This is a genomic window from Mariniradius sediminis (assembly GCF_021491425.1).
Lineage (GTDB): Bacteria > Bacteroidota > Bacteroidia > Cytophagales > Cyclobacteriaceae > Mariniradius > Mariniradius saccharolyticus.
Map to the genome: position 1 here is coordinate 163,199 of NZ_JAKEVZ010000011.1, position 22,337 is coordinate 185,535.

General features: G+C 46.5%; 22 protein-coding genes. 11 read left to right on the top strand and 11 right to left on the bottom strand.

The window, feature by feature from the left end; translation table 11 throughout:
• Nucleotides 1-6 precede the first annotated feature (6 nt).
• Complete coding sequence (locus L0U89_RS14880; RefSeq protein ID WP_234862241.1) at nucleotides 7-453, bottom strand: response regulator transcription factor; 447 nt, start codon at nucleotides 451-453, stop codon at nucleotides 7-9.
• 242 nt (nucleotides 454-695) lie between these two features.
• Here L0U89_RS14880 and hsdR point away from each other — a divergent pair, with 242 nt between their 5' ends.
• The 7 genes from hsdR (at nucleotide 696) to L0U89_RS14915 (ending at nucleotide 8,521) form a co-directional block, all read left to right on the top strand.
• Nucleotides 696-3,932 (top strand): type I restriction-modification system endonuclease, encoded by a 3,237-nt coding sequence (gene hsdR / locus L0U89_RS14885; protein WP_234862242.1) that lies wholly within the window; start codon nucleotides 696-698, stop codon nucleotides 3,930-3,932.
• Between the two features lie 6 nt (nucleotides 3,933-3,938).
• Complete coding sequence (locus tag L0U89_RS14890) at nucleotides 3,939-5,402, top strand: class I SAM-dependent DNA methyltransferase (RefSeq protein ID WP_234862243.1); 1,464 nt, start codon at nucleotides 3,939-3,941, stop codon at nucleotides 5,400-5,402.
• Entirely contained in the window at nucleotides 5,399-6,712 is a 1,314-nt protein-coding gene (locus L0U89_RS14895) for a restriction endonuclease subunit S (protein WP_234862244.1), read from the top strand. Before L0U89_RS14890 ends, L0U89_RS14895 begins: the two co-directional genes overlap by 4 nt.
• Before the next feature lie 132 nt (nucleotides 6,713-6,844).
• Nucleotides 6,845-7,165 carry a hypothetical protein gene (locus L0U89_RS14900; RefSeq protein WP_234862245.1) on the top strand — a complete coding sequence of 107 codons (321 nt, stop codon included), beginning with the start codon at nucleotides 6,845-6,847 and terminating at the stop codon, nucleotides 7,163-7,165.
• A gap of 2 nt (nucleotides 7,166-7,167) precedes the next feature.
• Entirely contained in the window at nucleotides 7,168-7,605 is a 438-nt protein-coding gene (locus L0U89_RS14905; protein ID WP_234862246.1) for a helix-turn-helix domain-containing protein, read from the top strand.
• 134 nt (nucleotides 7,606-7,739) lie between these two features.
• Complete coding sequence (locus tag L0U89_RS14910) at nucleotides 7,740-8,060, top strand: hypothetical protein (RefSeq protein WP_234862247.1); 321 nt, start codon at nucleotides 7,740-7,742, stop codon at nucleotides 8,058-8,060.
• Between the two features lie 23 nt (nucleotides 8,061-8,083).
• Nucleotides 8,084-8,521 (top strand): hypothetical protein, encoded by a 438-nt coding sequence (locus L0U89_RS14915; RefSeq protein ID WP_234862248.1) that lies wholly within the window; start codon nucleotides 8,084-8,086, stop codon nucleotides 8,519-8,521.
• A 161-nt stretch (nucleotides 8,522-8,682) separates the two neighbouring features.
• On the opposite strand, the gene L0U89_RS14920 is transcribed toward L0U89_RS14915, so the two are convergent.
• Both L0U89_RS14920 and L0U89_RS14925 read right to left on the bottom strand, forming a co-directional pair.
• Complete coding sequence (locus tag L0U89_RS14920) at nucleotides 8,683-9,579, bottom strand: pPIWI-associating nuclease domain-containing protein (protein ID WP_234862249.1); 897 nt, start codon at nucleotides 9,577-9,579, stop codon at nucleotides 8,683-8,685.
• Nucleotides 9,580-9,626: 47 nt separating this feature from the next.
• Entirely contained in the window at nucleotides 9,627-9,854 is a 228-nt protein-coding gene (locus tag L0U89_RS14925; protein ID WP_234862250.1) for a DUF2188 domain-containing protein, read from the bottom strand.
• A 240-nt stretch (nucleotides 9,855-10,094) separates the two neighbouring features.
• On the opposite strand from L0U89_RS14925, the gene L0U89_RS14930 reads away from it, so the two are divergent.
• From L0U89_RS14930 to L0U89_RS14940, 3 genes are all read left to right on the top strand, one after another.
• Nucleotides 10,095-11,150, top strand: a complete 1,056-nt coding sequence (locus L0U89_RS14930) for a helix-turn-helix domain-containing protein (protein ID WP_234862251.1) — start codon at nucleotides 10,095-10,097, stop codon at nucleotides 11,148-11,150.
• Nucleotides 11,150-11,656 (top strand): PIN domain-containing protein, encoded by a 507-nt coding sequence (locus L0U89_RS14935; RefSeq protein ID WP_234862252.1) that lies wholly within the window; start codon nucleotides 11,150-11,152, stop codon nucleotides 11,654-11,656. The genes L0U89_RS14930 and L0U89_RS14935 overlap by 1 nt, the downstream gene beginning before the upstream one ends.
• A gap of 466 nt (nucleotides 11,657-12,122) precedes the next feature.
• Nucleotides 12,123-12,290: a hypothetical protein gene (locus tag L0U89_RS14940; protein ID WP_234862253.1), complete on the top strand. Its 168-nt coding sequence runs from the start codon at nucleotides 12,123-12,125 to the stop codon at nucleotides 12,288-12,290.
• A 3-nt stretch (nucleotides 12,291-12,293) separates the two neighbouring features.
• On the opposite strand, the gene L0U89_RS14945 is transcribed toward L0U89_RS14940, so the two are convergent.
• From L0U89_RS14945 to L0U89_RS14980, 8 genes are all read right to left on the bottom strand, one after another.
• Nucleotides 12,294-12,866 (bottom strand): hypothetical protein, encoded by a 573-nt coding sequence (locus tag L0U89_RS14945; protein WP_234862254.1) that lies wholly within the window; start codon nucleotides 12,864-12,866, stop codon nucleotides 12,294-12,296.
• Between the two features lie 263 nt (nucleotides 12,867-13,129).
• The gene (locus tag L0U89_RS14950) at nucleotides 13,130-14,863 is read right to left on the bottom strand and encodes a phospho-sugar mutase (RefSeq protein ID WP_234862255.1); all 1,734 of its coding nucleotides are present in this window, start codon (nucleotides 14,861-14,863) and stop codon (nucleotides 13,130-13,132) included.
• A 275-nt stretch (nucleotides 14,864-15,138) separates the two neighbouring features.
• The gene (gene hppD / locus L0U89_RS14955) at nucleotides 15,139-16,233 is read right to left on the bottom strand and encodes a 4-hydroxyphenylpyruvate dioxygenase (RefSeq protein ID WP_234862256.1); all 1,095 of its coding nucleotides are present in this window, start codon (nucleotides 16,231-16,233) and stop codon (nucleotides 15,139-15,141) included.
• Nucleotides 16,234-16,394: 161 nt separating this feature from the next.
• Complete coding sequence (locus tag L0U89_RS14960; protein WP_234862257.1) at nucleotides 16,395-17,405, bottom strand: lysophospholipid acyltransferase family protein; 1,011 nt, start codon at nucleotides 17,403-17,405, stop codon at nucleotides 16,395-16,397.
• A gap of 32 nt (nucleotides 17,406-17,437) precedes the next feature.
• A complete protein-coding gene (locus L0U89_RS14965) occupies nucleotides 17,438-18,331 on the bottom strand; it encodes a bile acid:sodium symporter family protein (protein WP_234862258.1) in 894 nt (297 codons plus the stop codon).
• A 181-nt stretch (nucleotides 18,332-18,512) separates the two neighbouring features.
• Nucleotides 18,513-19,913 (bottom strand): NAD(P)(+) transhydrogenase (Re/Si-specific) subunit beta, encoded by a 1,401-nt coding sequence (locus tag L0U89_RS14970; RefSeq protein WP_234862259.1) that lies wholly within the window; start codon nucleotides 19,911-19,913, stop codon nucleotides 18,513-18,515.
• Nucleotides 19,910-20,227 carry an NAD(P) transhydrogenase subunit alpha part 2 gene (locus L0U89_RS14975; RefSeq protein ID WP_008626943.1) on the bottom strand — a complete coding sequence of 106 codons (318 nt, stop codon included), beginning with the start codon at nucleotides 20,225-20,227 and terminating at the stop codon, nucleotides 19,910-19,912. The genes L0U89_RS14970 and L0U89_RS14975 overlap by 4 nt, the downstream gene beginning before the upstream one ends.
• Before the next feature lie 2 nt (nucleotides 20,228-20,229).
• Nucleotides 20,230-21,354 carry an NAD(P) transhydrogenase subunit alpha gene (locus tag L0U89_RS14980; protein ID WP_234862260.1) on the bottom strand — a complete coding sequence of 375 codons (1,125 nt, stop codon included), beginning with the start codon at nucleotides 21,352-21,354 and terminating at the stop codon, nucleotides 20,230-20,232.
• A 163-nt stretch (nucleotides 21,355-21,517) separates the two neighbouring features.
• On the opposite strand from L0U89_RS14980, the gene L0U89_RS14985 reads away from it, so the two are divergent.
• Entirely contained in the window at nucleotides 21,518-22,303 is a 786-nt protein-coding gene (locus L0U89_RS14985) for a polysaccharide deacetylase family protein (RefSeq protein ID WP_234862261.1), read from the top strand.
• The last annotated feature ends 34 nt before the right edge of the window (nucleotides 22,304-22,337 follow it).

Genomic DNA, 22,337 nt, shown 5'->3' on the forward strand with positions numbered 1-22,337 from the left:
TGATATTTACTTCTCAAAGAAGGATTGATGGTAATAATTGATTAGGGCTGCAGTATTTTTCGCTCCTGTTTTTTCAAGAATATGCCTTCGATGTGATTTGACGGTCTGAAACGATACGAAGAGTCTTTCGGCTATTTCATTTGTCGTCAATCCCTGCATCAATAATGCAAGCACCTCAATTTCTTTACAACTCAGTTTGAAATGTAGCGATGGGGCTGTGCCTTTAAGTAACTTGTTGAGACGAATTTTTGCCCCATCAATGTCCTCAACCTCAAACGCGATCTTTATAACAAAAGAATCTGAAAATTGATGTAGTAGGTCAAGAATCTGTTTTAGCTGTTGCAGCAGCGCTTGCTCTGATTGTTGGTTCCATTTTTCAGCCTCGAAAAAAATCATTTCGAACGAACCAGCTGCTTTTTGGTTGGAAAGAGTTATGGAAACACATGCGGACATTTAAAAAATGTTTATTTATCCAAAACTACTTTTGATTATCTACTTTTCGGTAGCAATATTCAATAAGGATATTTTAAATTTTGGCGGGAATCAATAATCAACATTCATTTACGGACCCCAAGCCATTCCATCCCTCACGTTTCTCTGACTTCCCCAACAAAATTATCTTTTGATTAAAATCAGTAATGAATATATTAGTGTCAAATTGATCTAGGAGGTTTTGTTTTTTTCAAACCAGAAGCATGCAGCACAATTCGAATTTTTCCTTCTTAGAAATTGATTTCCCGATCCTGTTCAATATTGGCCAATCAGCCGAATTTAACCTCCACCAGGATCCAGTCACTTGCATCTTTAAGCTGCGGCAATTTGCCGAACGAATTACCGAGATTTTGTTTGAAGAACATCGCTTGGATTTCCCATTTGAAAATTCCTTTCACAACCGCCTGAAGACCTTGGAAATGGAGCAACTGCTACCAGCCCAGGTAAAGGACCTGATGCACACCATCAAGCAAAAGGGAAATATTGCTGTTCACCAAAACAAAGGCACTGCGGAAGATGCCAGGAATTTGCTTTTTTCGACATTCAAGGTTGCCAAGTGGTTTTATCAGACTTATTCGGAAAAATACGAGGATATCAATGGGATCAAGTTCGTTGTCCCTGAGAAGCTGGATGCCCGTCACGCGCTCTACCTCCTTGAAAAGGATTATGCGGAGCTTCAGGAAAGGTTTGACAGTTTGATGGCCGAGCGGGACAAAACTTCCCTATCTGAGGAGAAAATCAAGGAGATCCAATCCAGATCCCAAATCGCCGCCAGCAAAATCGAGATGTCGGAAGCGGAAACCCGCACGCTCATCGACGAGCAACTCAGACTGGCAGGATGGGAAGTGGACACGAATTCCCTCAACTTCAAGAAAAACAAAACCCTTCCCCAACGTGGGAAAAATATCGCCATCGCCGAATGGCCCTGCGGAGAAAAATGGGCGGACTATGCCCTGTTTGTGGGCTTTGAACTGTATGGAATAGTCGAAGCAAAGAAATACGCATCGGATATTTCCACAGACTTGCAGCAGGCAAAAATCTATGCCGAGCGGCTTACCCAACAGCACGAAGCAACATTGCTGGGAACCTGGAGCGGCTATCGGGCCCCTTTCCTGTTTTCTACCAATGGGAGACCCTACCTCGAGCAAATCAAAACCAAGTCGGGGGTTTGGTTCTTGGATGTACGAAATCCCCATTCCCGATCACGGGCCCTCCAAGGCTGGTATAGTCCGGAAGGTCTGATCAAGCTTTTTGAAAAAGACAAAGCCGCTGCAGAAACCAAACTCCAATCCGAATCGGCGGATTTCCTCGAATCAGAATCCGGACTCGGGCTCAGAAAATACCAAGTGGCAGCCATCACCGCGGTAGAACGAAAACTCATCGAGTCTCCCGAGGACCGACGCATCTTACTTACCATGGCCACGGGAACTGGCAAGACTCGAACCATCATCGGTCTTTGTTACCGCCTAATTCAATCCAACCGCTTTCAGCGAATCCTTTTTCTGGTTGACCGGACTTTGCTTGCAAACCAAGCCATCAATGCCTTCAAGGATAATAAAATCATTGGGCTGAATACTTTCGCTGAGATCTATAATATCAAGGGACTGAATCATATTCTTCCAGAACTAGACACAAGGCTCCATTTTGCGACGGTGCAGGGCATGGTCAAGCGAATTTTCTACAACGAAGGTGAGGATATTCCGCCCATCGATCAGTATGACTGCATCATCGTCGATGAAGCCCATCGAGGCTATTTGATGGATCGAGAAATTGACGAGGAGGATCTGGAATTCCGGGATCAGCGGGATTATGTGAGCAAGTACCGCATGGTATTGGACTACTTCGACGCCTATGCCATTGGCATGACTGCCACACCCGCCCTTCACACGACGGAGATTTTTGGTTCGGCAGTGTATACCTATTCTTACCGAGAAGCAGTCATTGACGGTTATCTGATTGATCACGATCCGCCTATCCTTATCAAAACCAAACTAGGGGAAGAAGGTATCAAATGGGAGAAAGGGGAAAAACCCAAGGCTTACGACAAAGAATCCAACGCTATTTTGGAATTGGAGCAGCTTGAGGATGAACTCAAGATCGATATCGCCGGATTCAACAGGCAGGTGATCACGGAGAATTTCAACCGTACCGTCATCCAGCACTTGGTGAAGGAACTTGATCCCGATGGGGAGGAAAAGACCTTGATATTTGCGGCTACCGATGAACACGCCGATCGCGTGGTTCAATACCTCAAGGAGGAATTTGAAGCCATCGGAGTGGAAGTAGCCGACGATGCCATCCAAAAGATCACCGGCAAATCCTATAATCCCGAAGAGCAAGTAGCCCGATTCAAAAACGAAAAGTACCCCAATATCGCCGTCACTGTGGATCTCCTGACCACGGGGGTGGATGTTCCGGCGATTTGTAACCTGGTTTTTCTCCGAAGGATCAAATCCAGAATCCTTTATGAACAGATGCTCGGACGGGCGACCCGCCGCTGCGATGAGATCGGCAAGGAAGTCTTTCAGATTTACGATGCAGTCAAGATCTACGAGACCTTGGAGGATTTTACCCAAATGAAACCCGTGGTCGCCAATCCCAATGCAAGCTTCCAACAACTCATCGATGAGCTGGATCAAATTGAAAAAGAAGACCGACTCAAGCGGCAGATCGAGCAGGTCATCGCCAAGATTCAACGCAAACGCAAATACCTGAAAGAAGACAAGGAAGAGCGTTTTCGGTACAACACGCGTGGCCAAAATCCAGAAGAACTCATCCAATTCCTGAAGTCCGAGGGCTCCAAGAAGGCCGTGGAAAAAATCAAATCCATTCCCGGACTTTGGAAATTTTTGGACGAGTTAAAACCTTCGCCTACAGGAACCTTGGTCTCCGATCATGAGGATCGCCTTTACGGAATCGAGCGGGGCTATGGAAAAGGGCAAAAACCTGCCGATTATTTGGATAATTTCGCCCAGTTCATTAGGGAAAACCAAAACCGCATCGAGGCACTGAAGATCGTGACGAGCCGACCAGCCGAACTCGACCGAAAGTCTTTGAAAGAACTGCTGTTGGCCTTGGATCAGGCAGGCTTCAATGCGCCCATGCTGAAATCCGCCTGGAAGGAAGCCAAAAACGAAGACATTGCCGCGGACATCATTTCCTTTATCCGTACGCTTTCCTTGGGGAGTTCCCTGGTCAGCCACGAGGAGCGGATCAAGCGGGCGGTGGAGTCAATCCGAACCATGAAAGCCTGGAACAAAATCCAACTCAAATGGATCGACAGATTTGAACTGCAACTGCTGAAAGAATCGATTTTAAGAAAAGAAGACTTGGATGCCCCGCCATTTAATGAGGCCGGGGGATTTGAGCGATTGAATAAATTATTTGAGGATCAACTCGAGCAGGTAATCGCTCAGCTGAACCAAAATCTATATGCCTAACATACAATGAGTGCTGAGCAAATTGCCAAGAAGCTGTGGGAACTGTGCAATGTCCTCCGGGATGACGGAGTCACCTATCACCAGTATTTAAATGAACTGACCTATATCCTGTTTTTGAGATTGTCGGAAGTTAAGAAGTTTGATCAGGATATTCCCGAGCAGTACCGCTGGACCAAGCTCAAGGAGATCAAGGACAACAAGGAGCTCTTTGACACCTACCGGGATTTGCTGGCCAATCTGGGTACCCTTTCCTCCAATGAGGCGATCACCGAGATCTACACCAATGCCTCCACGACCCTGCGCAAGCCTGTCAACCTGCGGACCCTGATCACCAATATCGATCAGATCGACTGGTTCGAGGACGAGGAGCAGGACAAGATCGCGAGCATCTACGAGGAACTCCTGGAGAAAAACGCCGGGGAGAAAAAGAGCGGCGCTGGGCAGTACTTTACCCCAAGACCCTTGATCAATGTGATGGTGGAGCTTTTGGCACCCAAAGTGGGAGAAAGATGGAATGACCCGGCAGCGGGAACCTATGGTTTTATGATCGCGGCGGATGAATACCTCAAGCGAAAGACCGACGATTACTATGCCCTAAGTGCCAAGGAAAAAATGTTCCAAGTCTACGAGGCCTTTTCCGGCTGCGAACTGGTACAGGATGCCCACCGACTGGCCTTGATGAACGCCAAGCTGCATGGGCTGGAAAGCAAAATCGCCATGGGCGATACCTTGACCGAACTAGGAAAGGAATTCAAAAACTTCGACGGCGTACTGGCCAATCCTCCCTTCGGTACCAAGCAGGGCGGAGAGCGACCCACCCGGGATGACTTTACCATCAAAACTTCGAACAAGCAGCTCAACTTCCTGATGCATATCTATCGCTCCCTGAGACGGGATACCGGTACGGCGCGGGCAGCGGTGGTGCTGCCGGACAACGTGCTCTTCGAAGATAACGACGGGCAAAAGATCCGCCGTGACTTGATGGATAAGTGCGACCTGCATACCGTCCTGAGACTGCCCACGGGGATATTCTATGCGGCGGGGGTCAAGACCAATGTGCTCTTCTTCACCCGTGGCAAAAAGGAAACAGGAAACACCCAACGGGTATGGTTTTATGATATGCGGACCAATGCCCCGAGCTATGGAAAGCGCACTCCCTTTACCCGGGAGGCCTTTGCTGACTTTGTGAAAGCCTATACCGGAGGGATCCCACTGGAAGAAGTGCGGGAAGCCTATGCCGGAGAAATCGACGATGCCAAGCGAAAAGCCATAAATGATCCAAGATGGCAGGTCTTTACCCGGGAGCAGATTGCAGCCAAAAACGATTCCCTGGATATCGGCCTGATCGAGGACGAGAACATCAGCAAAAACTCCGACTTGGGCAATCCCTTGGCCATCGCGCGGGAAGCCGCCTCCGAATTGGATGCAATCAAAAGAGAGTTGGATCAGATAATCGGACTGTTGGGATGAGCGTGGAGAAATTGCCGAAGGGGTGGAGAAAACTCACTATTTCAAAGATTGGAAAAGTGGTAACTGGCAATACACCTTCAAAAAGTAATCCCGAATTCTTTAATGGAAACATTCCTTGGGTTAAACCGGGAGACGTAAAAAAAAGCAGGATAGTTTTTCAAACTGAGGAAACCTTAACTGAGCTTGGAGCTGAAAAAGCAAGGTTGATTCCTCCTGGGTCAGTCATAGTCACTTGCATTGGAGACTTGGGAAATATCACTGTCGCAGGAAAAGAATTAGCAACAAATCAGCAGATCAACTCTATTGTAGTTGATGAAAAAATAGCTGACTTTAAGTACATATACTATTGGTCTTTAACCTTGAAAGGCTGGTTGATTGAAAATTCAACTTCGACTACAATTTCAATGGTAAATAAATCAAAATTTGAAAATGCCCCTGTAATCCTTCCTCCCCTCCCAGAACAACAGCGGATTGTGGCGAAGTTGGATGCGGTATTTGGACATTTGGATCGGGTGCAGGAAAAGCTGGACCGAATACCCGAGTTACTAAAAAACTTCCGTCAGCAGGTCCTGACCCAAGCGGTGACGGGGGAGTTGACGAGGGAATGGAGAAAAGGGAAGGATTTCGGGGAATGGGAGGAAACTACAATCGGTGAATTATTTGAAGTTAAAACTGGAGGTACTCCACGAAGGGGCGTTAAAGAGTATTATGATGGTGGAACTATTCCTTGGGTTAAATCAGGTCTAGTTAAAAATGAGCTAATTTTTGAAGCAGACGAATTCATTACAGATTTGGCAATAAACGACTCAAATGTTAAGATTTTCCCGATTGACACTCTTTTAGTTGCAATGTATGGTGAAGGCAAAACCAGAGGGCAGGTTGGATGGCTTAAAATAGAAGCTACAACGAACCAAGCGATTGCCGCATTAGTAAATGAAACAATGCCAATCCACACCCGAACCTATGTCTTTTACTATTGCTTAAGTCAATACAATGATATTAGAGCTAAAGCCGAAGGAGGAAATCAACCAAATTTGAATTTAAGCAAAATCAAAGAGTGGGAGATTTCTGTTCCGCCTGAAGCAGAACAAAAGGAAATTGTTTCACGCGTTGATTCCCTTTTTAACATAGCCGACAAAATCGAATCCCAATATCAAAGCCTAAAAGCCAAGATTGATCAAATGCCACAGGCGATCTTGGCGAAGGCATTTCGTGGGGAGTTGGTCAGGCAGGAAGTGAAGGAGTATGTGAGGGAGATTGGGGAATTGGGGATGGTGGCGGAGGGGATGGAAGATTATGGGAAAGAGTAGATTTTTGATAAATGGTTTGATTAAATTAACCTATTGCTTAATTTTGACGTGAAAAGAAAGGCAGAACTGATCAAAGTTTCGAAAGATGGAAAAAAAGCTCTTTACCTGGACGAGGAAAATTCTGGGGAAATCATGGCTTTTTTGAAATCAGATTCGGCAAACTTAAAGAAGTTCAACACAGCCGTCGAAATGATTTTAAACCACCAAGCTCCTAGGGATTTGTACGACAAGGAGGATTTTGAAAAAGGTTGTGAAAAGGTTACCGCTATTAAACTGTTTAAAGGGAAGAAAAATCCCAGAATCTATTGCCAGCAATTTGCTGATGGCGACACGGAGCGATTTGTCATCATTGGGATAGAACTTCTAGAAAAGAAGAAATCCCAAAAACTGACATCGACAGAAAAAGCAATTATCAGAAGAGTGTCCAAGTACGAATACGACTTAAACCCTTAATCATGACAGATTCTATCAAAAATGAATGGGAAAATCTCTTCAATGAGATTTCTTATGAGGACCGCGTTTCCTCTTTGGCCGATGTATTGGCTTTACAGTTTTTGGGATTGGTAGATCGAAAGATGGAGCTTGAAAAAATCTCCAAAAAGGAGTTGGCCGAAAAAATCGGAACCTCAGCATCCTTCATTACCCAGTTATTCCGTGGGGATAAGAAGCCCAACTGGAATATTCTGGCAAGAATGTCCATGGAGTTAGGTCTGGAATTTAAAGTCATGACCGAGGAACTTCTCCAGGACAAAGTTCAGGAGGAGCTTATGGCTTATCATCAGCGATGGTCAAAGACCCAAGAGTACCTAAAATTAAAAAACCAAGTCACTAATCCTCATACGGTAATGGCGGTAAGCTATGCTGATCAGGATTCAATCGCTATGGCCGGATGAAAGCTAAATTTTCCCCTCTACAATTATTGGATTTCAAATTATTGGAGTCACACTACGAATTTATCGTCCCGGAAGAAGAGGGCTTCAATGTTAAAGACCTTTTTCAGAGCTATTCGGTTGACATTGATTTTGGAATGGGAAAAACAGATGGGGAGGGTGAAATCCAACTATTTACCAAAATCGAAGTGAATTTTGGAAAGAAGAAATCTTTGCCCGGATATAAATTAATGGTTGAAGGAGGAGGAACATTCCGAATTCAAGATCCTGAAAATGTAGATGAAGGGTTGAGAAATAATCTTAGCCAGTTTTCTACCCTGAACATGATGATCAATAACCTCAGAAACATCATGTATCAAATCACCAACCTTGGACCTATGGGAGGGTATTTATTGCCTCCGATCGATATTTCGCAGTTGTTGAGAGATAAGGCCGGGGAACTAGAAAAAGAGAGCTAGCGATTTTCAAACCTTAAGTATGCATGGGGAAAAGCAAAAAAGCAATTCAAGAATGGAGAGAATATAGATTATCAATTCTCGAACAGAAGGCTAAAAGTGATGATGACTTTGAAAAATACATTACGTTCATATCCTCAGGAGCCCTTATCATCACACTTACTTTTGTGGAGAAAATCAGTCCTCTCGATCATTCTACCCATAAATGGATTCTAATAGCTGGTTGGGGATTTCTGGCTTCAACTCTATTGATCAACCTAATTTCCCACTATTTATCAAGCCGATTCAATGAGAAGACTATTCAGAATTTAGACGAGGGAATGGTCCATGATAAACTCACTTGTAAAATAAAAGACAGGAACAATGTGATTTCAGTATTGAACATCATCTCAATTATTTCACTTGGAATTGGCATAGCAAGCATCTTACTATTCGCAGCAATAAACGCTTATAATCATGGCTAAAGAACATCGTCCACAACCAATTATCAAACCAGCAAATCCAGACAAAGGGAACAAAGGCCGAACAATCCCTACCCCTCCGGCTAAACCAGCGCCTCCTAAAAAGTAGCTATATAGCTGCTTTAATTTGGCACTCATACTCTCCCGACCTCCTAACTGTGATTCTACTCTTTACTCCAGGTTAATGTATTTTTTTGATATGCAACCTGATACAAATACTTTATCGAATCCTCCACCCTAGTCTTCAATTTCAGAAGCTGATCATAGGAATATCTTCCGGCGGAGCCATGAGTCCCTTCATTGAATTCTCCAAATAGATTCATTACGTCATCAATATTTGATTCGGTAAAATCTGCCAAAGCATCACGTTGATTTAGATGGAGTATGTATTCAATTTTTGATCTCCTCGTCGGCTCACCTTTATCAGTTAACTTTACGGAGCTAAAGTTTCTTTTAACCTCATCATCAGGAGCCTTCAAATTAATGAGCTGAATTATTACTTCTCTGGAACTGGTACAAAAATGCCTTGCAGCATCCGGATTATGCGGACTAAGTGAGAATATGGCTCCCTTCCATCGATTATCAAGATCCTCAGATATTACTTTTAGCTCGTAGGATATGGTTGAAGTGATCGCTGGGCCAATAAATTGACTAGACTCAGCTGGTACTTGTAAGGAATTTGAAAGCTCAGCACTATTGGCGGCTTCTCTTTCTGCCAGGTCAATCCAATCCCCATAACTGTCATTTAAATACCCTGACTCATAGCGATTATCCAATTGCTGGTAACTTTGATAGAGTCTGATCGCCGATGAGCTGGTAACTGAATACCGCATTGATGCCTGTGAATTCAACCTTGCTATCGCTGAATTCAATCTTTGCCGATTTGCTCTAACTCTGGCATTATGCTGTCTAACGGCCTGATTATAGGTATTTACAGCTTGGGTGACTTTTCGATTATGATCTCTAATTTGCTGATTTAACTTATTGATAGCACTACGTTGCTGGTTTTGAATTTGATTGATTTTGCTTCTGAATTGAGCAGCGTTGAATTTTTTGGCCATTTTTATTTCAGTTAGTAGTTAGTCAAAGAGAATAAAAGAAGGGGCTATTACCCCTTCGGTGGAAATGGATCATTTCCAAATGAATCGCGTTCTCGAATCCGTCCATTCCTTCCATGGATCAGTAGTTCGGATTGCTGGTTCTGAGCGATTTCCCGAGCTATCTGAATAGCCTCCCGTTGCGTCTCGGTAACTCGTGTTACCTTTCCATTTCCTTCACCTCTGACAGCCCAGCCGTCTGGATGTGTGACTACGTGTTGATTTTTACCTTTTGCCATTTTTTAAATTGTTTAGTGGTAGTTGACAATAATCAAAAAAATATCCAATTTTGTCAATTGAGTTCCAAACTGGATAAATTTTCTAAAAACTCACCTTTTTAGGTCATTTTGTCAGATTTTTAGGCATTTACTGACTTGACCGTTTGTCATATTCAAGTGACAGTTAACATATTTTTACATTAAAATGTAAATTATGGCAGTAAATTTGTCAGCATAAGCTTACATATAAAAACCCAAATCATGAACTACTTTGCCGAACGCCTCAAATCAGCCCGCCTGATGAATGGACTTTCCCTACAGGGCTTGGCTGATAAAATTGATAATCGGATCACCAAGCAGTCCCTAAGCAAGTATGAGTTGGGACAGGTTATACCTGACAGTGAAATGATCGGAATCCTATCCGAAGCATTGGGCGTACGGCCAGACCACTTTTTCTCCGATCAGGTGCTGGAGTTTGGAAATATCGAATTCCGCAAACTGGAAAGCTATCCAGCTAAAGAGCGAACCCGAATCGTGGAAATCGCCAAAGACGAATTGGGCAGATATCTGGAACTCGAGCAGATTCTGGGAATAGAAACCCGGTTTGACAATACGGTTAGTGGTATTTCTATTCAGTCAATGGAAGACATTGAACTGGCGGCTCAGACTTTACGAAACCATTGGGGGTTAGGAACCGGACCACTTTCGAACGTGATCGAGCTTATGGAAGACCATCATGTGAAAGTGTTGGAAATTGAATCCACCGAGGAATTTGACGGTTTTTCTACCTGGGTCAATGGGAAAAGTATCCCATTGATCGTCCTCAATAAAGTCAAGCTGAATGATGCTCCTGACCGGAAGCGATTCACCGCCTTGCATGAGTTGGCACATTTGATTTTGGAAGTAAATCACCATCCTGAAAAAGAGAGGGAGAAATTCTGCCATGCCTTTGCCACTGCGATGCTGATTCCCGAAGAACGCCTTAGAATCGAGTTGGGAGGCAAGCGCAGCAAGCTTTCTTTCCATGAGTTGGCGGCCATCAAGCAGCAGTATGGGATTTCCATGCAGGCCTTGGTCTATCGGGCGAAGAATCTCGGCTTGATCTCAGATAATTACTTCAGGCAGTTTTATGCGGTCTTTAGTCAATTGGGCTATCGTAAAAACGAGCCTGTAGCTTATGAAGGTGCGGAGCATTCCAACCGCTTTTCCCAATTACTTTTCCGGGCTTTGGCAGAGGATTTTATTTCCATGAGCAAGGCTGCGGCATTGAAGAATCAGAAACTGGCGGAATTCAGAAAGGAAAACATGGTCATTTGATGCGAGTAGCGGTTACGGATGCGTGTATTTTTATAGATCTGATCGAGCTGGATATGATCACTTCGTTTTTCCAGCTTGATCTTGAACTGCATACCACCGTGGCCGTAATCAATGAACTCTATCCAGAACAAAAACAAATTCTGGAAGCCTACGGATCCGTTGGCAAACTCTATGTGCATAATCTAAAGGACGATGATTATCAGGAAATGAAGCAGATTTCTTTTCCTCGAGGCCTTTCTCAGGAAGACCGCTCGGTACTCTATTTGGCGGGGAAACTTGGAGGCGCGATCGTCATTAGCAGTGATAGGATCGTTCGTGACTTTGCCGGGAGACTCCAACTTCCCTACCATGGGATTTTTTGGATTCTTGACCAAATTGTGGCCTCGGAGCTAATATCAAAAGCCAAGGCCCGGGAAATTCTGTCCGACATGCCAAAGGTTAACGCCATGTACGAGGCTACGTTGCTAAAGAACGAGGTCGAAACAAGGATGGCTAAATGGAAGTAGCACCCCGTCTTGATTTTTCAAAAATATTCGAGGCCATTTTCAGATTGTCCTTTTCCCTTCGATTTGACATTCTCAGCATCCCATTCCAATGGTAAGCCCACCGTCTCGGCACAGTGGTCGCACCGTGGTGGCACAATGTTCCCACTGTGTCCCAATCGCTGCCCCAACCAACTCCACCCTACCTCCGATTATCGGTTCGCTTTATGCGCTTTGAGCGTTTTGTGCGCGGTTTCACTGGCTTGGGCGTTTGCAATTTATTCTATCTGAATGCCTGAAGTGAGTCACTGCGATCTTCAACGGAACAGCCTTAGTATAATGCCTCATACAACCCTGTATTTCCCTAGTACCAGTCCAGTACCAAACTACCACCAACCTAGTAGCAAAGTAATACCAGTCTAGGTGCAAAGCAGTATCAAAGCAGTACCAAAGTAGGGGATAAGTAGACCTTACTCCATGGTCCAAAGTTATGTCTCGGGATCGCGCCTACAACAATCTTGGGGGTATGTTCATGAAATCCACGCAACCTCAAATCCCCGTACTTCCCAACCTCCCTACTTCCCAATCTCCCATCCGCCAAAACAAAAAAGCCGGCAGGTTTTCCTGTCGGCTTTTTGTAAATGTCATGTCGGTGTGATACCTATCTGTTTTCCACGAAGTTTGGCAAAAAGAATTTGCCTTCGGTCAGCAACATAGCGGTCCTGTCGGCAAGTGGCGTAGTGTTGTCAGAAAGATCAAACAATACGCCTTCGAAAGTGCCAGTGGTGCCTTCTGTGGTGAAATCAGTCAAGCTGAGGTTACAGTTGTCTCGGGCTCCGGGGTTTTGCGAACGGAGCAAAGTGGCGCCCCAAGCCTTCCCATTTTCGTCAAAATAGATCATGGTCATTCTCGGTGAAATCCTCCCCTGTACCACAAGCTCCTCTTGCATTTGATAAGTGAGGCCCAATTCCAAGCGTTCTAAGGTGCGAAGGGAAATGATCACCGAGTTTTTTTCCGGGTCGCTCCCCGTTACCATCGTCCAAATGGCCAAACGTATACCTGAGGCCACATCGTCGATAAAAACAATATTTGCGTCGTTGGAAGCGCTGAAGCGCTTCTCCACGCCATTGATCTTGAAGCTGTAATTGTAATCCGGCCTATCGGGTTCTTTTTCGCAGGAAGAAGCGGCAAAAAGGACCAAGAGGAGGGAAATGATTTGGGTAATTCTTTTCATAGTGGAGTATTGAGGTGCATCTAAAAGACGCAGCGGATGAGTGGGGGTTGCAAAGAACGGCACAAAAATAGGAATTTTTTCAAGTATTGGATTTTTTTATGAAAGGTTACTTCGTGGGACAGATGCTGAAATACTTCGGCCAAATGTCGACACCTTCCCAGTGGCTCCTATTTACATGCCCATTTTTTGGAATTCTCTTGCTTGCTTGAAAAGAAAAATCCCGGCGGATTGGGCCGGGATTTTGGTTTTTTATTTCCTCTGGATCAACTGAAGTAGGCTTTCAACCCTTCGAGTCTGGCTTCCAAAGCTGCCTCAACTTTCTTGTAGGAGCCTTTGTCGGGCAAAGGCTGGTTAACAGAGAAGTAATATTTGATCTTGGGTTCCGTGCCTGATGGACGGGCGGAAATCTTGCTGCCGTCTTCCAGGTAAAACTGGATGACGTTGGATTTGTCCATCTTGAGTGGGCTTTCGGTGCCGTTTTTAACGTCGTAGACTTTGCTTTCCTTCACGTCCACGACCTTCACCACCTTTACGCCGTTCATTTCCGTCGGGCGGTTGGTGCGGAATCCTGCCATCAGGGCTTGGATCTGCTCGGCACCGTCTTTTCCTTTTTTGGTCACAGAGATCAATGACTCCTTGTAGAAGCCAAACTGCATGTAGATTTCGGCCAAAACATCCTGCACGGTTTTCCCTTGGGTCTTGTAATAAGCCACGATTTCGGAAACCATGGCACAGGCAGAGACACCATCCTTGTCACGGACAAAATCACCGACCAAGTAGCCGTAGCTTTCTTCGCCGCCGCCGATAAATTGGTCTTTTCCTTCCAGATTCCGGATGACCTCAGCAATATTCTTGAATCCTGTCAAGACAGAATAGCAGGTCACACCAAAGCCTTTGCATATTTCATCAATCAGCTCGGTCGTCACGATGGTATTGACCATGAATTGCTTTCCGTCAAGCTTGCCCTTTTCCTTCCATTTGCTCAGCAGGTAGTAGGTGAGGAGTGAACCTGTTTGGTTGCCGTTGAGCAACTCGTAGCCTCCTTTGCCATCAGGCACACAGGCAGCGTAGCGGTCGCCGTCCGGGTCACAGGCAAGCACCAATTCGGCCCCCGTCTTTTTCCCCAATTCGATCGCCATTGTAAGTGCTTCGGCTTCCTCGGGATTGGGATAAATCACCGTGGGGAAAGTACCATCCGGTTTTTCCTGTTCCTTTACCACATGCACGTTTTCAAAACCAAAGGCCCTGAGTGCGGCAGGGACCATTTTGCCTGAAGCACCATGAATGGGTGAAAACACGATCGGCATGTTTTTCTGCTTTTGGATCGCATCGCCCGAAAGGCTGAGTGTTTTGACCAAGTCGAGGTAAATCTTGTCAAAATCCTCCTCGATGTACTCAATCAAAGCATCGTTTTTGTTCCAATTCACGTCATCGAAAGAGGTGATTTTTTGTACTTCGTCGATGATGTTTTTGTCGTGAGGGGCGACTACTTGACCGCCATCGTCCCAATAGGCCTTGTAGCCGTTGTACTCTTTCGGGTTGTGGGAAGCGGTGACCATGACGCCACTCTTGCACCCAAAATGCCGAATCGCAAAGGACAACATCGGCGTGGGCCTGAGTTCGCGGAAGTATTTCACCTTGATCCCGTTGGCAGTGAAAATATTGGCGGTGGTGTCGGCAAATAGTGTATTGTTGATGCGGCAGTCGTGGGTGATGGCCACTTTGATTTCCTCGTTGGGAAAGCATTTGAGCAGGTAATTGGCCAGACCTTGGGTTGCCATGGCGACGGTATAGACGTTCATCCTGTTGGAACCCACGCCCATGATGCCGCGCAGGCCGCCGGTGCCAAATTCCAAATCCCGGTAAAAGGAATCAATCAGCTCGGTCTTGTCAGCGGCTTCCAAAAGTGAACGAATTTCCGCTTTGCTTTTCTCGTCAATGTTGCTGTGCAGCCAGCTTTCGGCTTTCGCCAAGATACTTGGATCTATTGTTGTCATTTGTTAAAAATTTTGTAATTGGACGTTCTAATTTATGGAATTCGGGTAAATAACAAGAAGGGAAAACAGAAAACCTTGGGCATTTCACGAATAATAGAGCTTGCCATATGTAGTCTGGTCAGAATCCACAGATCTTCGCTCAATGCCACTTCAAAGAAACGGCGATGCGCCATTGCTGATCACATCGCCACTTGTTTTCTCTCTTTGGAAACAGTTTTTCAAAACTAAAGACTTGTCCCGATCTCAAATCTTGAATCTAAAATCTCAAATCTATTTTAGAGATTTCCTCTTAGCGCCTGTTCCCTTTCTATCGATTCAAAAAGCGCCTTGAAGTTTCCTTTTCCGAAGGACTTGGCGCCTTTGCGTTGGATGATTTCATAGAATAGGGTAGGTCTATCCTGGACGGGTTTGGTAAATATCTGAAGCAGGTACCCCTCCTCATCCCTGTCAACAAGGATATTGAGGTCCTTGAGCGGCTGTAGGTCTTCTTCGATCTTGCCGACCCGTTGCAACAGGTCATCGTAGTAAACGGCCGGTACTTCCAGAAACTCAACTCCCCGTCTTCTCAATTCCGAAACGGTATGCACGATGTCGTCGGTTGCGATCGCCATATGCTGCACGCCGGGCCCGTTGTAGAAGTCGAGGTATTCCTCGATTTGGGATTTCTTCTTTCCCTCCGCCGGTTCATTGATTGGGAACTTGATGTAGCCGTTCCCGTTGGAAACGACTTTGGACATGAGGGCGGAGTATTCAGTGGAAATGTCCTTGTCGTCAAAAGTCAACAGCAAGCTGAATCCCATAACTTTTTCATAGAATTCAACCCACTTATTCATCTCGCCCCAGCCTACGTTCCCCACGCAGTGATCGATGTACTTGAGGCCGATTGGGGTGGGTTTGTATTCGCTTTTTCTGGGCTTGTAGCCGGGCAGGAAGACGCCTTTGTAATTTTTTCTTTCGACAAATGTATGGATCGTCTCACCGTAGGTCCTGATGGAAGCGGTGACGACTTCGCCATGTTCGTCACTCATGACTTTTGGTTCGGCGTAAGGTACCGCGCCACGCGTCACGGTCTCGATAAAGGATTGGGCGGCGTCATCCACCCACAGCGCGAGGACTTTCACGCCGTCGCCATGCTTTTTGATATGGTCGGAGATGGGATGGTTTTCCTGCAGGGGGCTAGTCAGCACCAACCTGATTTTATCCTGTTTGAGTACGTAAGAAGCACGGTCACGGAGGCCCGTTTCGGGACCCGCATAGGCTACTAGTTCGTAGCCAAAGGCGTATTGGTAGTAAAGGGCGGATTGCTTGGCGTTGCCGACGTAGAGTTCTACATAGTCGGTCCCGTTGATGGGGAGAAAGTCCTTTTTCATGGTGTTATACTTGGGTTTATTTGGCGGTGTAAAGGTAGGAATTCTGGCCAAATATTATTCGGTGGGCAACTTTCAATATTTTACAAAGCCAAAGTCATTGTAGCGCTCCTTTTTGGGCGCCAAGAATTGGCATTTGTAGGTATCGGAATACTGGCCAGGAATTATTCCTGCGGGTTTTTATTGAAAAAAAGACTGATCCAAGCCAAATAAAGCAGCGACACCAGCCATGTCCCAAAGAAATCCGTGTTGGAAGAAACAACCATCAGCAGTAGATACCAAATCGGCCCAAACACAAATCCGATCAAGAACTTAAAGGTAGCCACAAAAACCTTGTCTTTGATTTTTGGCCCGGCATACAGCCATAAGCCGTAAAGCGGGAAATGGCAGATTTTCATCAGTTTGTTGGCCAAATAGGGCTTGGAAACCCGCTTCGGTTCTTGTTTTTCTTTTGAATTTAAGGCTGCTGCGACCGCTTCCGGGGATGTCAGATCCACATTTTGGACAATCAACCGCTGAAGATTTTCCTCATAATGATCCCCATCCGGAATATGGGCGATAAGGGGTTGAAGGGCTTCTTTGCCCGCTTTGATCAAGCTGTCAAAGTTGGGATAGTGGTCCTTGGCGGCAAAAGCTTTTCCGACGATGATGCGGACTTTGCTTCCCGACGATTTGTGGTTGCTGTAGTTGATGCCTATCGGGAGGATTTGCAAATCGAGATTCGGGTCAGACTCCAGGGCCTGAAATGCGATCCGAGCAAACCCTTTGCGCAGCGGTCGCAGGTTTCGCTGATGGGAATGTCCGCCCTCCACAAAAATCAGTACGGAGCCCTTTTTCCTCAGAATCTGCACGCTGCGGTCGAAAGTTTCTTTATTTTTTTCCATGTTTTCGACGCCGTCCCGGACTCGGTAGACGGGAATCATGCGGATGAAATCAAGGAGTTTGGCAAAAAGGGGCTTTTTGAAGACCGAGGCCCGGGTCAGAAAGTGGGGCTTGAGCTTGGTCTGCGTGGCAATCAATAGTGGGTCCACCAAGGCGTTCTGATGGTTTGCGAGTATGATGACGGCCTTGTTTTTGGGGAGATTTTGTTTGCCTTCGACGAGAATTCTGTGGTAGTAGCCATGTAGGGCTATCTTCACCAAAAGTCTAAGTATCGCGTTGAAACCGTTTTTCATATTGGAATCTTCATTTGGGAAAACACCCAGGATCAAATCCTCCTGAAATAGGCAGTGACGGCAAATCCCGAAATGATATGCCAGATTCCCCACCATGCCGCTATGATGGCCATGCCGCCCAAACCGTCAAAATAGGTAAAAATGAGCACCAAAGCCAATCCGGAGTTTTGGATGCCGGTCTCGATGGTGAGTGTTTTCGTCTCAGCAATTCCCAATCTCCCAATTTTGGCGACACCAAAACCTGCTGCCAAGGCTGCAAAGTTATGTGCCAACACCCACAGGAAAATCAGGGAAATGAATTTCAGGAAAAGGTCATAATTGCCCAGAAAGGCGATGACCACAAAGCCCGCGAAGATGAGAATGCTGAGCGGTTTGAGGATTTTTGTAGCTTTTTCGGACCATTTGGGCCATTTGCTATTGACCAACATGCCCAATATCAAGGGAATTCCCAATATCAAGGCAACCGTTTGGAAGACTTCGAAATAGGAAAGGGAAATGCTTTTGAGCATGGTGGCCGTGGGCTCGTAGAAGCTTGCCCAAAGCGCAAAGTTGAAAGGAGTAAAGAAAATCGATCCACCGGTGGAAAAGGCCGTCAGCGACACGGAAAGGGCCGTGTTTCCCCGAGATAGATGGCTGAGAAAATTGGAGACGTTTCCTCCGGGGCAGGCTGCCACCAAAAACATTCCCAAGGCGACGGAGGCGGGCGGGTTGATGATCAGGACCAAAAGCCAAGTCAAAAACGGCAAAACGAGGAACTGGGCTACGATTCCCAACCAAAAGGCTTTTGGCTCTTTGAGAATATATTTGAAGTCGGCGACCCGGAGTTCGAGCGCCACGCCAAACATGATGATCGCCAACGTGATGTTGAGAAGAAGAAGGGAATCTTGGTTGAAATTCAGGACACTGTTGTCCAAGTCCTCGAGCATGGGCAGCTATGGTTGATTTGGGATAAATCGAAATGTACTGAAAAGAACAATTCAATTATTCAGGTGGATTTGATTTTTCGCCTTTTCGTCCGCCCGCCTTACTCGTAATTCATGATTCGACATTCATCATTCGAAATTTCCCCACTTCCTTACTTCCCTACATCCACACATCCCTACTTCCTTACACTTCCTTCACCTCTGCGGTCAGTTTCTGTAGCGTCGCTTTGGCGTCACCGAAAAGCATCCTGGTTTTGGGGTAGAAGAACAGCTCGTTTTCGATACCCGCGTATCCTGCCGCCATGCCCCGCTTCATCACGATGACATTTTTGGCTTGGTCCACGTCCAGGATCGGCATGCCATAGATAGGAGAGGAGGGGTCATTTTTCGCCGCGGGGTTGACGACGTCATTGGCACCGATGACGATAACCACGTCTGTATTGGCAAATTTGTCATTGATTTCTTCCATTTCCTGAAGCCTTTCATAGGGGACATCAGCCTCTGCGAGCAGCACGTTCATATGGCCCGGCATCCTTCCTGCCACGGGGTGGATGGCATAATTTACCTCCACACCTTTTTCTGAGAGGAGTTTTTCAAGTTCGTGGCACACATGCTGGGCTTGAGCAACAGCCAAACCATACCCTGGAACGATGACGACGCTTTGGGAATAGGAAAGCAATACAGCAGTATCGGAAATTGAAATCTCGCGGACGGTTTGGTCGCCGGGGCCTGTTTTGGCACTACCACCTGCACTTCCGCCAAAGGCTCCCAAAAGCACGTTGGTCAGTGACCTGTTCATGGCGTTGCACATCAGGATCGTAAGGATCGTGCCGGCCGAACCTACGAGGATACCTCCAGTCAGCATGGCTTTGTTGCCATACAAAAAGCCACCGAAAGCTGCCGCCATTCCTGTAAATGAGTTCAGTAAAGAGATCACGACGGGCATATCGGCACCGCCAATAGGCATGACAAACAGGATTCCATACACCAAGGCCAATCCCAACAATACATAGAACAAAACCGGGCTCGAACCACTCACCATTTGAATCAAAATCATCACAACGATCGTCCCGAGCAAAATCATGTTGACGGCTTGATTGAAGGGAAGCACTTTGTCTTTGATTTTGCCCTCCAACTTTCCATATGCAATCAAAGAACCTGAGAATGAAACCGAGCCGATCAAAAGTCCCAAGAGCATCACCAAAAGTTCGCCATCAAATCCGGTCACCGTGGCATGCTGATGGTGCTGGAATTCGATGATCGCGATCAAGGCTGCGCAGGCACCCCCCATTCCGTTGAAGAAGGAGACCATTTGGGGCATTGCGGTCATTTGCACCCTTTTGGCCATGATCGTCCCGATGATCGTCCCGATGACCAAGCCTAGGAAGATAAGTCCGTAATTGAGCGCTTTGCCAGAATCAAATTCTTGGTACAAAGTCAGCGTAACGATGATCGCCAAAAGCATCCCCGCCGCAGCTATCAGGTTTCCCTTGCGGGCAGAATCCGGATGGCTCAGCATTTTCAGACCGATGATAAAGGTCAGCGAGGCAATGAGGTAGCTTATTTCTAGTATATGGATGCTCATGATTTCTTCGGTTTTTTCTTAAACATTTCAAGCATCCTGTCAGTCACCACAAATCCCCCGACGACATTGAGGGTTCCCACAATCACTGCCAGAAACCCAACGGTGAGGGCGAGGTAATTGTCCGGTGAGGCCTGCAACATCACGATGATAGCCCCGACGACCACGACGCCATGGACCGCATTGGCCCCTGACATCAGCGGAGTATGTAAAATCGCCGGCACGTTGGAGATAACCTCGATGCCCAAAAGTATCGCGAGGACAAGGAAATAGACCATTTCCATATTGTCCCCAATAAAATTCAATATCGCTTCCATGCTTATGCGGATTTCATTTGTACAATTCTCGGACTCACCGGCTTGCCTTCGTGGCACACACAAGTACCCGTCACAATATCATCCTCAAAGTTGAGTTTGAGTTCACCGTTTTGGATGATGAGTTTGAGGAAATTGAGGTAGTTTTTGCCATACATCTTGCTGGCGTCCTGGGGCATTTCGGCTGCGAGATTGCCTACCCCCACGATGCGGACACCGTTTACTTCGACCGTTTGATCAGGTTGGGAAAGGGCACAGTTGCCACCGGATGAGGCCGCCAAGTCGATGATTACAGCACCCGCTTTCATTGCCCGGACGGTTCTTTCTTCCACCAACAAAGGCGCTTTTCTTCCCGGAATCTGTGCCGTAGTAATGATGACATCCGCTTTGGTGGCATGTTCGTGGATGGTATCTTTTTGTTTTTGCAGGTATTCCGCGCTTTGCTCGACGGCATACCCGCCGGCGGATTTGTCTTCTTTGGCGCCTTGCACATCCACAAATTTGGCACCGAGGGAGAGAACTTCCTCTTTGGCGGCTTGACGAACGTCAAAGGCATAGACCGTTGCGCCCAAGCGCTTGGCCGTTGCGATCGCTTGAAGACCAGCTACGCCTGCGCCCAATATCAATACCCTTGCAGGGGTGATGCTTCCGGCGGCCGTCATAAACATCGGGAAAAACCGTGGCAACAGGTTGGCGGCCATCAGTACAGCCTTGTATCCGGTGACCGTTGCCATGGATGAAAGTACGTCCATCGCTTGGGCGCGGGTAGTTCTTGGCACCAACTCCATGCTGAATGCCGTCCTGCCGGATTGGATCAGATAGTCCGTCAGCTTGGGGTTGAAAAGTGCACTGAGCTGCCCCATGAGGACCGCACCCGGTTTCATTTGGCCGATTTCGGCTTCGGCGAGTGGTTGGATGCCGCAGATCAGATCTGCCTTTTCGAGTATTTCCTTTCTGTTGTGGATTTCCCCTCCCGATTCCTGATACCATTGGTCTGAAGCATAGGCACTCGCGCCAGCGCTGGATTCCACCCAAACGGAGGTCTTCCAACTGATGAGCGTCTTGACCGCTTCCGGCAAAAGCGCTACCCGGGCCTCGTCTTGGGGTTCTTTCAATATCCCTATAATCATGCGGATTTGGATTAAGCATTCACCTGTATTGGTGAAATTCTTGTTGAAGGCTTGAAACTATTAAAAAGTCTGAAAAAAGAAACTGATATTGGTCAATCGGGCGAATTTATTTTGCCTAGGCTTTCGCAGAAGAAATAAAAAAGCGAATTGCGGTTCCGAAATCATGAGAATAACATTCAGCGTCGTGATCCTGCTTCTTGTATCCCCCGTACTGGTACGGGGACAGATCCAATATGTATTTGGCGGCATGGTACGCGGCGATCTCGGTGAAAAGAAGATTGCATTGGTATTCACAGGGCATGAGTTTGCGGAAGCTGGAGAAGAGATTTTGAAGACATTGGACCAACACCGGGCAAAGGCGGCCTTTTTCCTCACAGGGGATTTTTACCGCAATCCCGATTTTGAGAATCTCATTATCCAAATCAAGGGGAAGGGCCATTATCTGGGTGCCCATTCCGACAAGCATTTGTTGTATTGTGATTGGGGAAAAAGGGATAGTCTACTTGTGACCAAGGTAGCGTTTTTGGAGGATTTGGAACGGAATTATGATGAAATGAGGCGGTTTGGTGTCGACAAATCCGAGGCGCCTTTTTTTCTCCCTCCCTACGAATGGTACAATGACAGCATCAGCGCCTGGACGCGGGAGGCTGGATTGCATTTGATCAATTTCAGCAGCGGTACCCGTTCCCACGCGGATTACACGGATCCATCAATGCCCAATTATGTGGATTCGCAGAAAATCCTGCATTCTATTTTGGACTATGAAAGCTCCCAGCCTCAGGGCCTGAACGGATTCATCCTGCTCATGCATATCGGTGTCGGCCCGAAGCGTGTAGATAAATTCCACGCTCAAATTCCCGTAATGCTTCAAACCCTAAGGTCAAGGGGCTATGAATTTGTTTCCTTATCGGAGCTGTTCCCGATTGAAGTCCGGGAGCCTTCGAAATGATTGGAATGCAGATCCAGAAAGGTCTTTTCCCGAA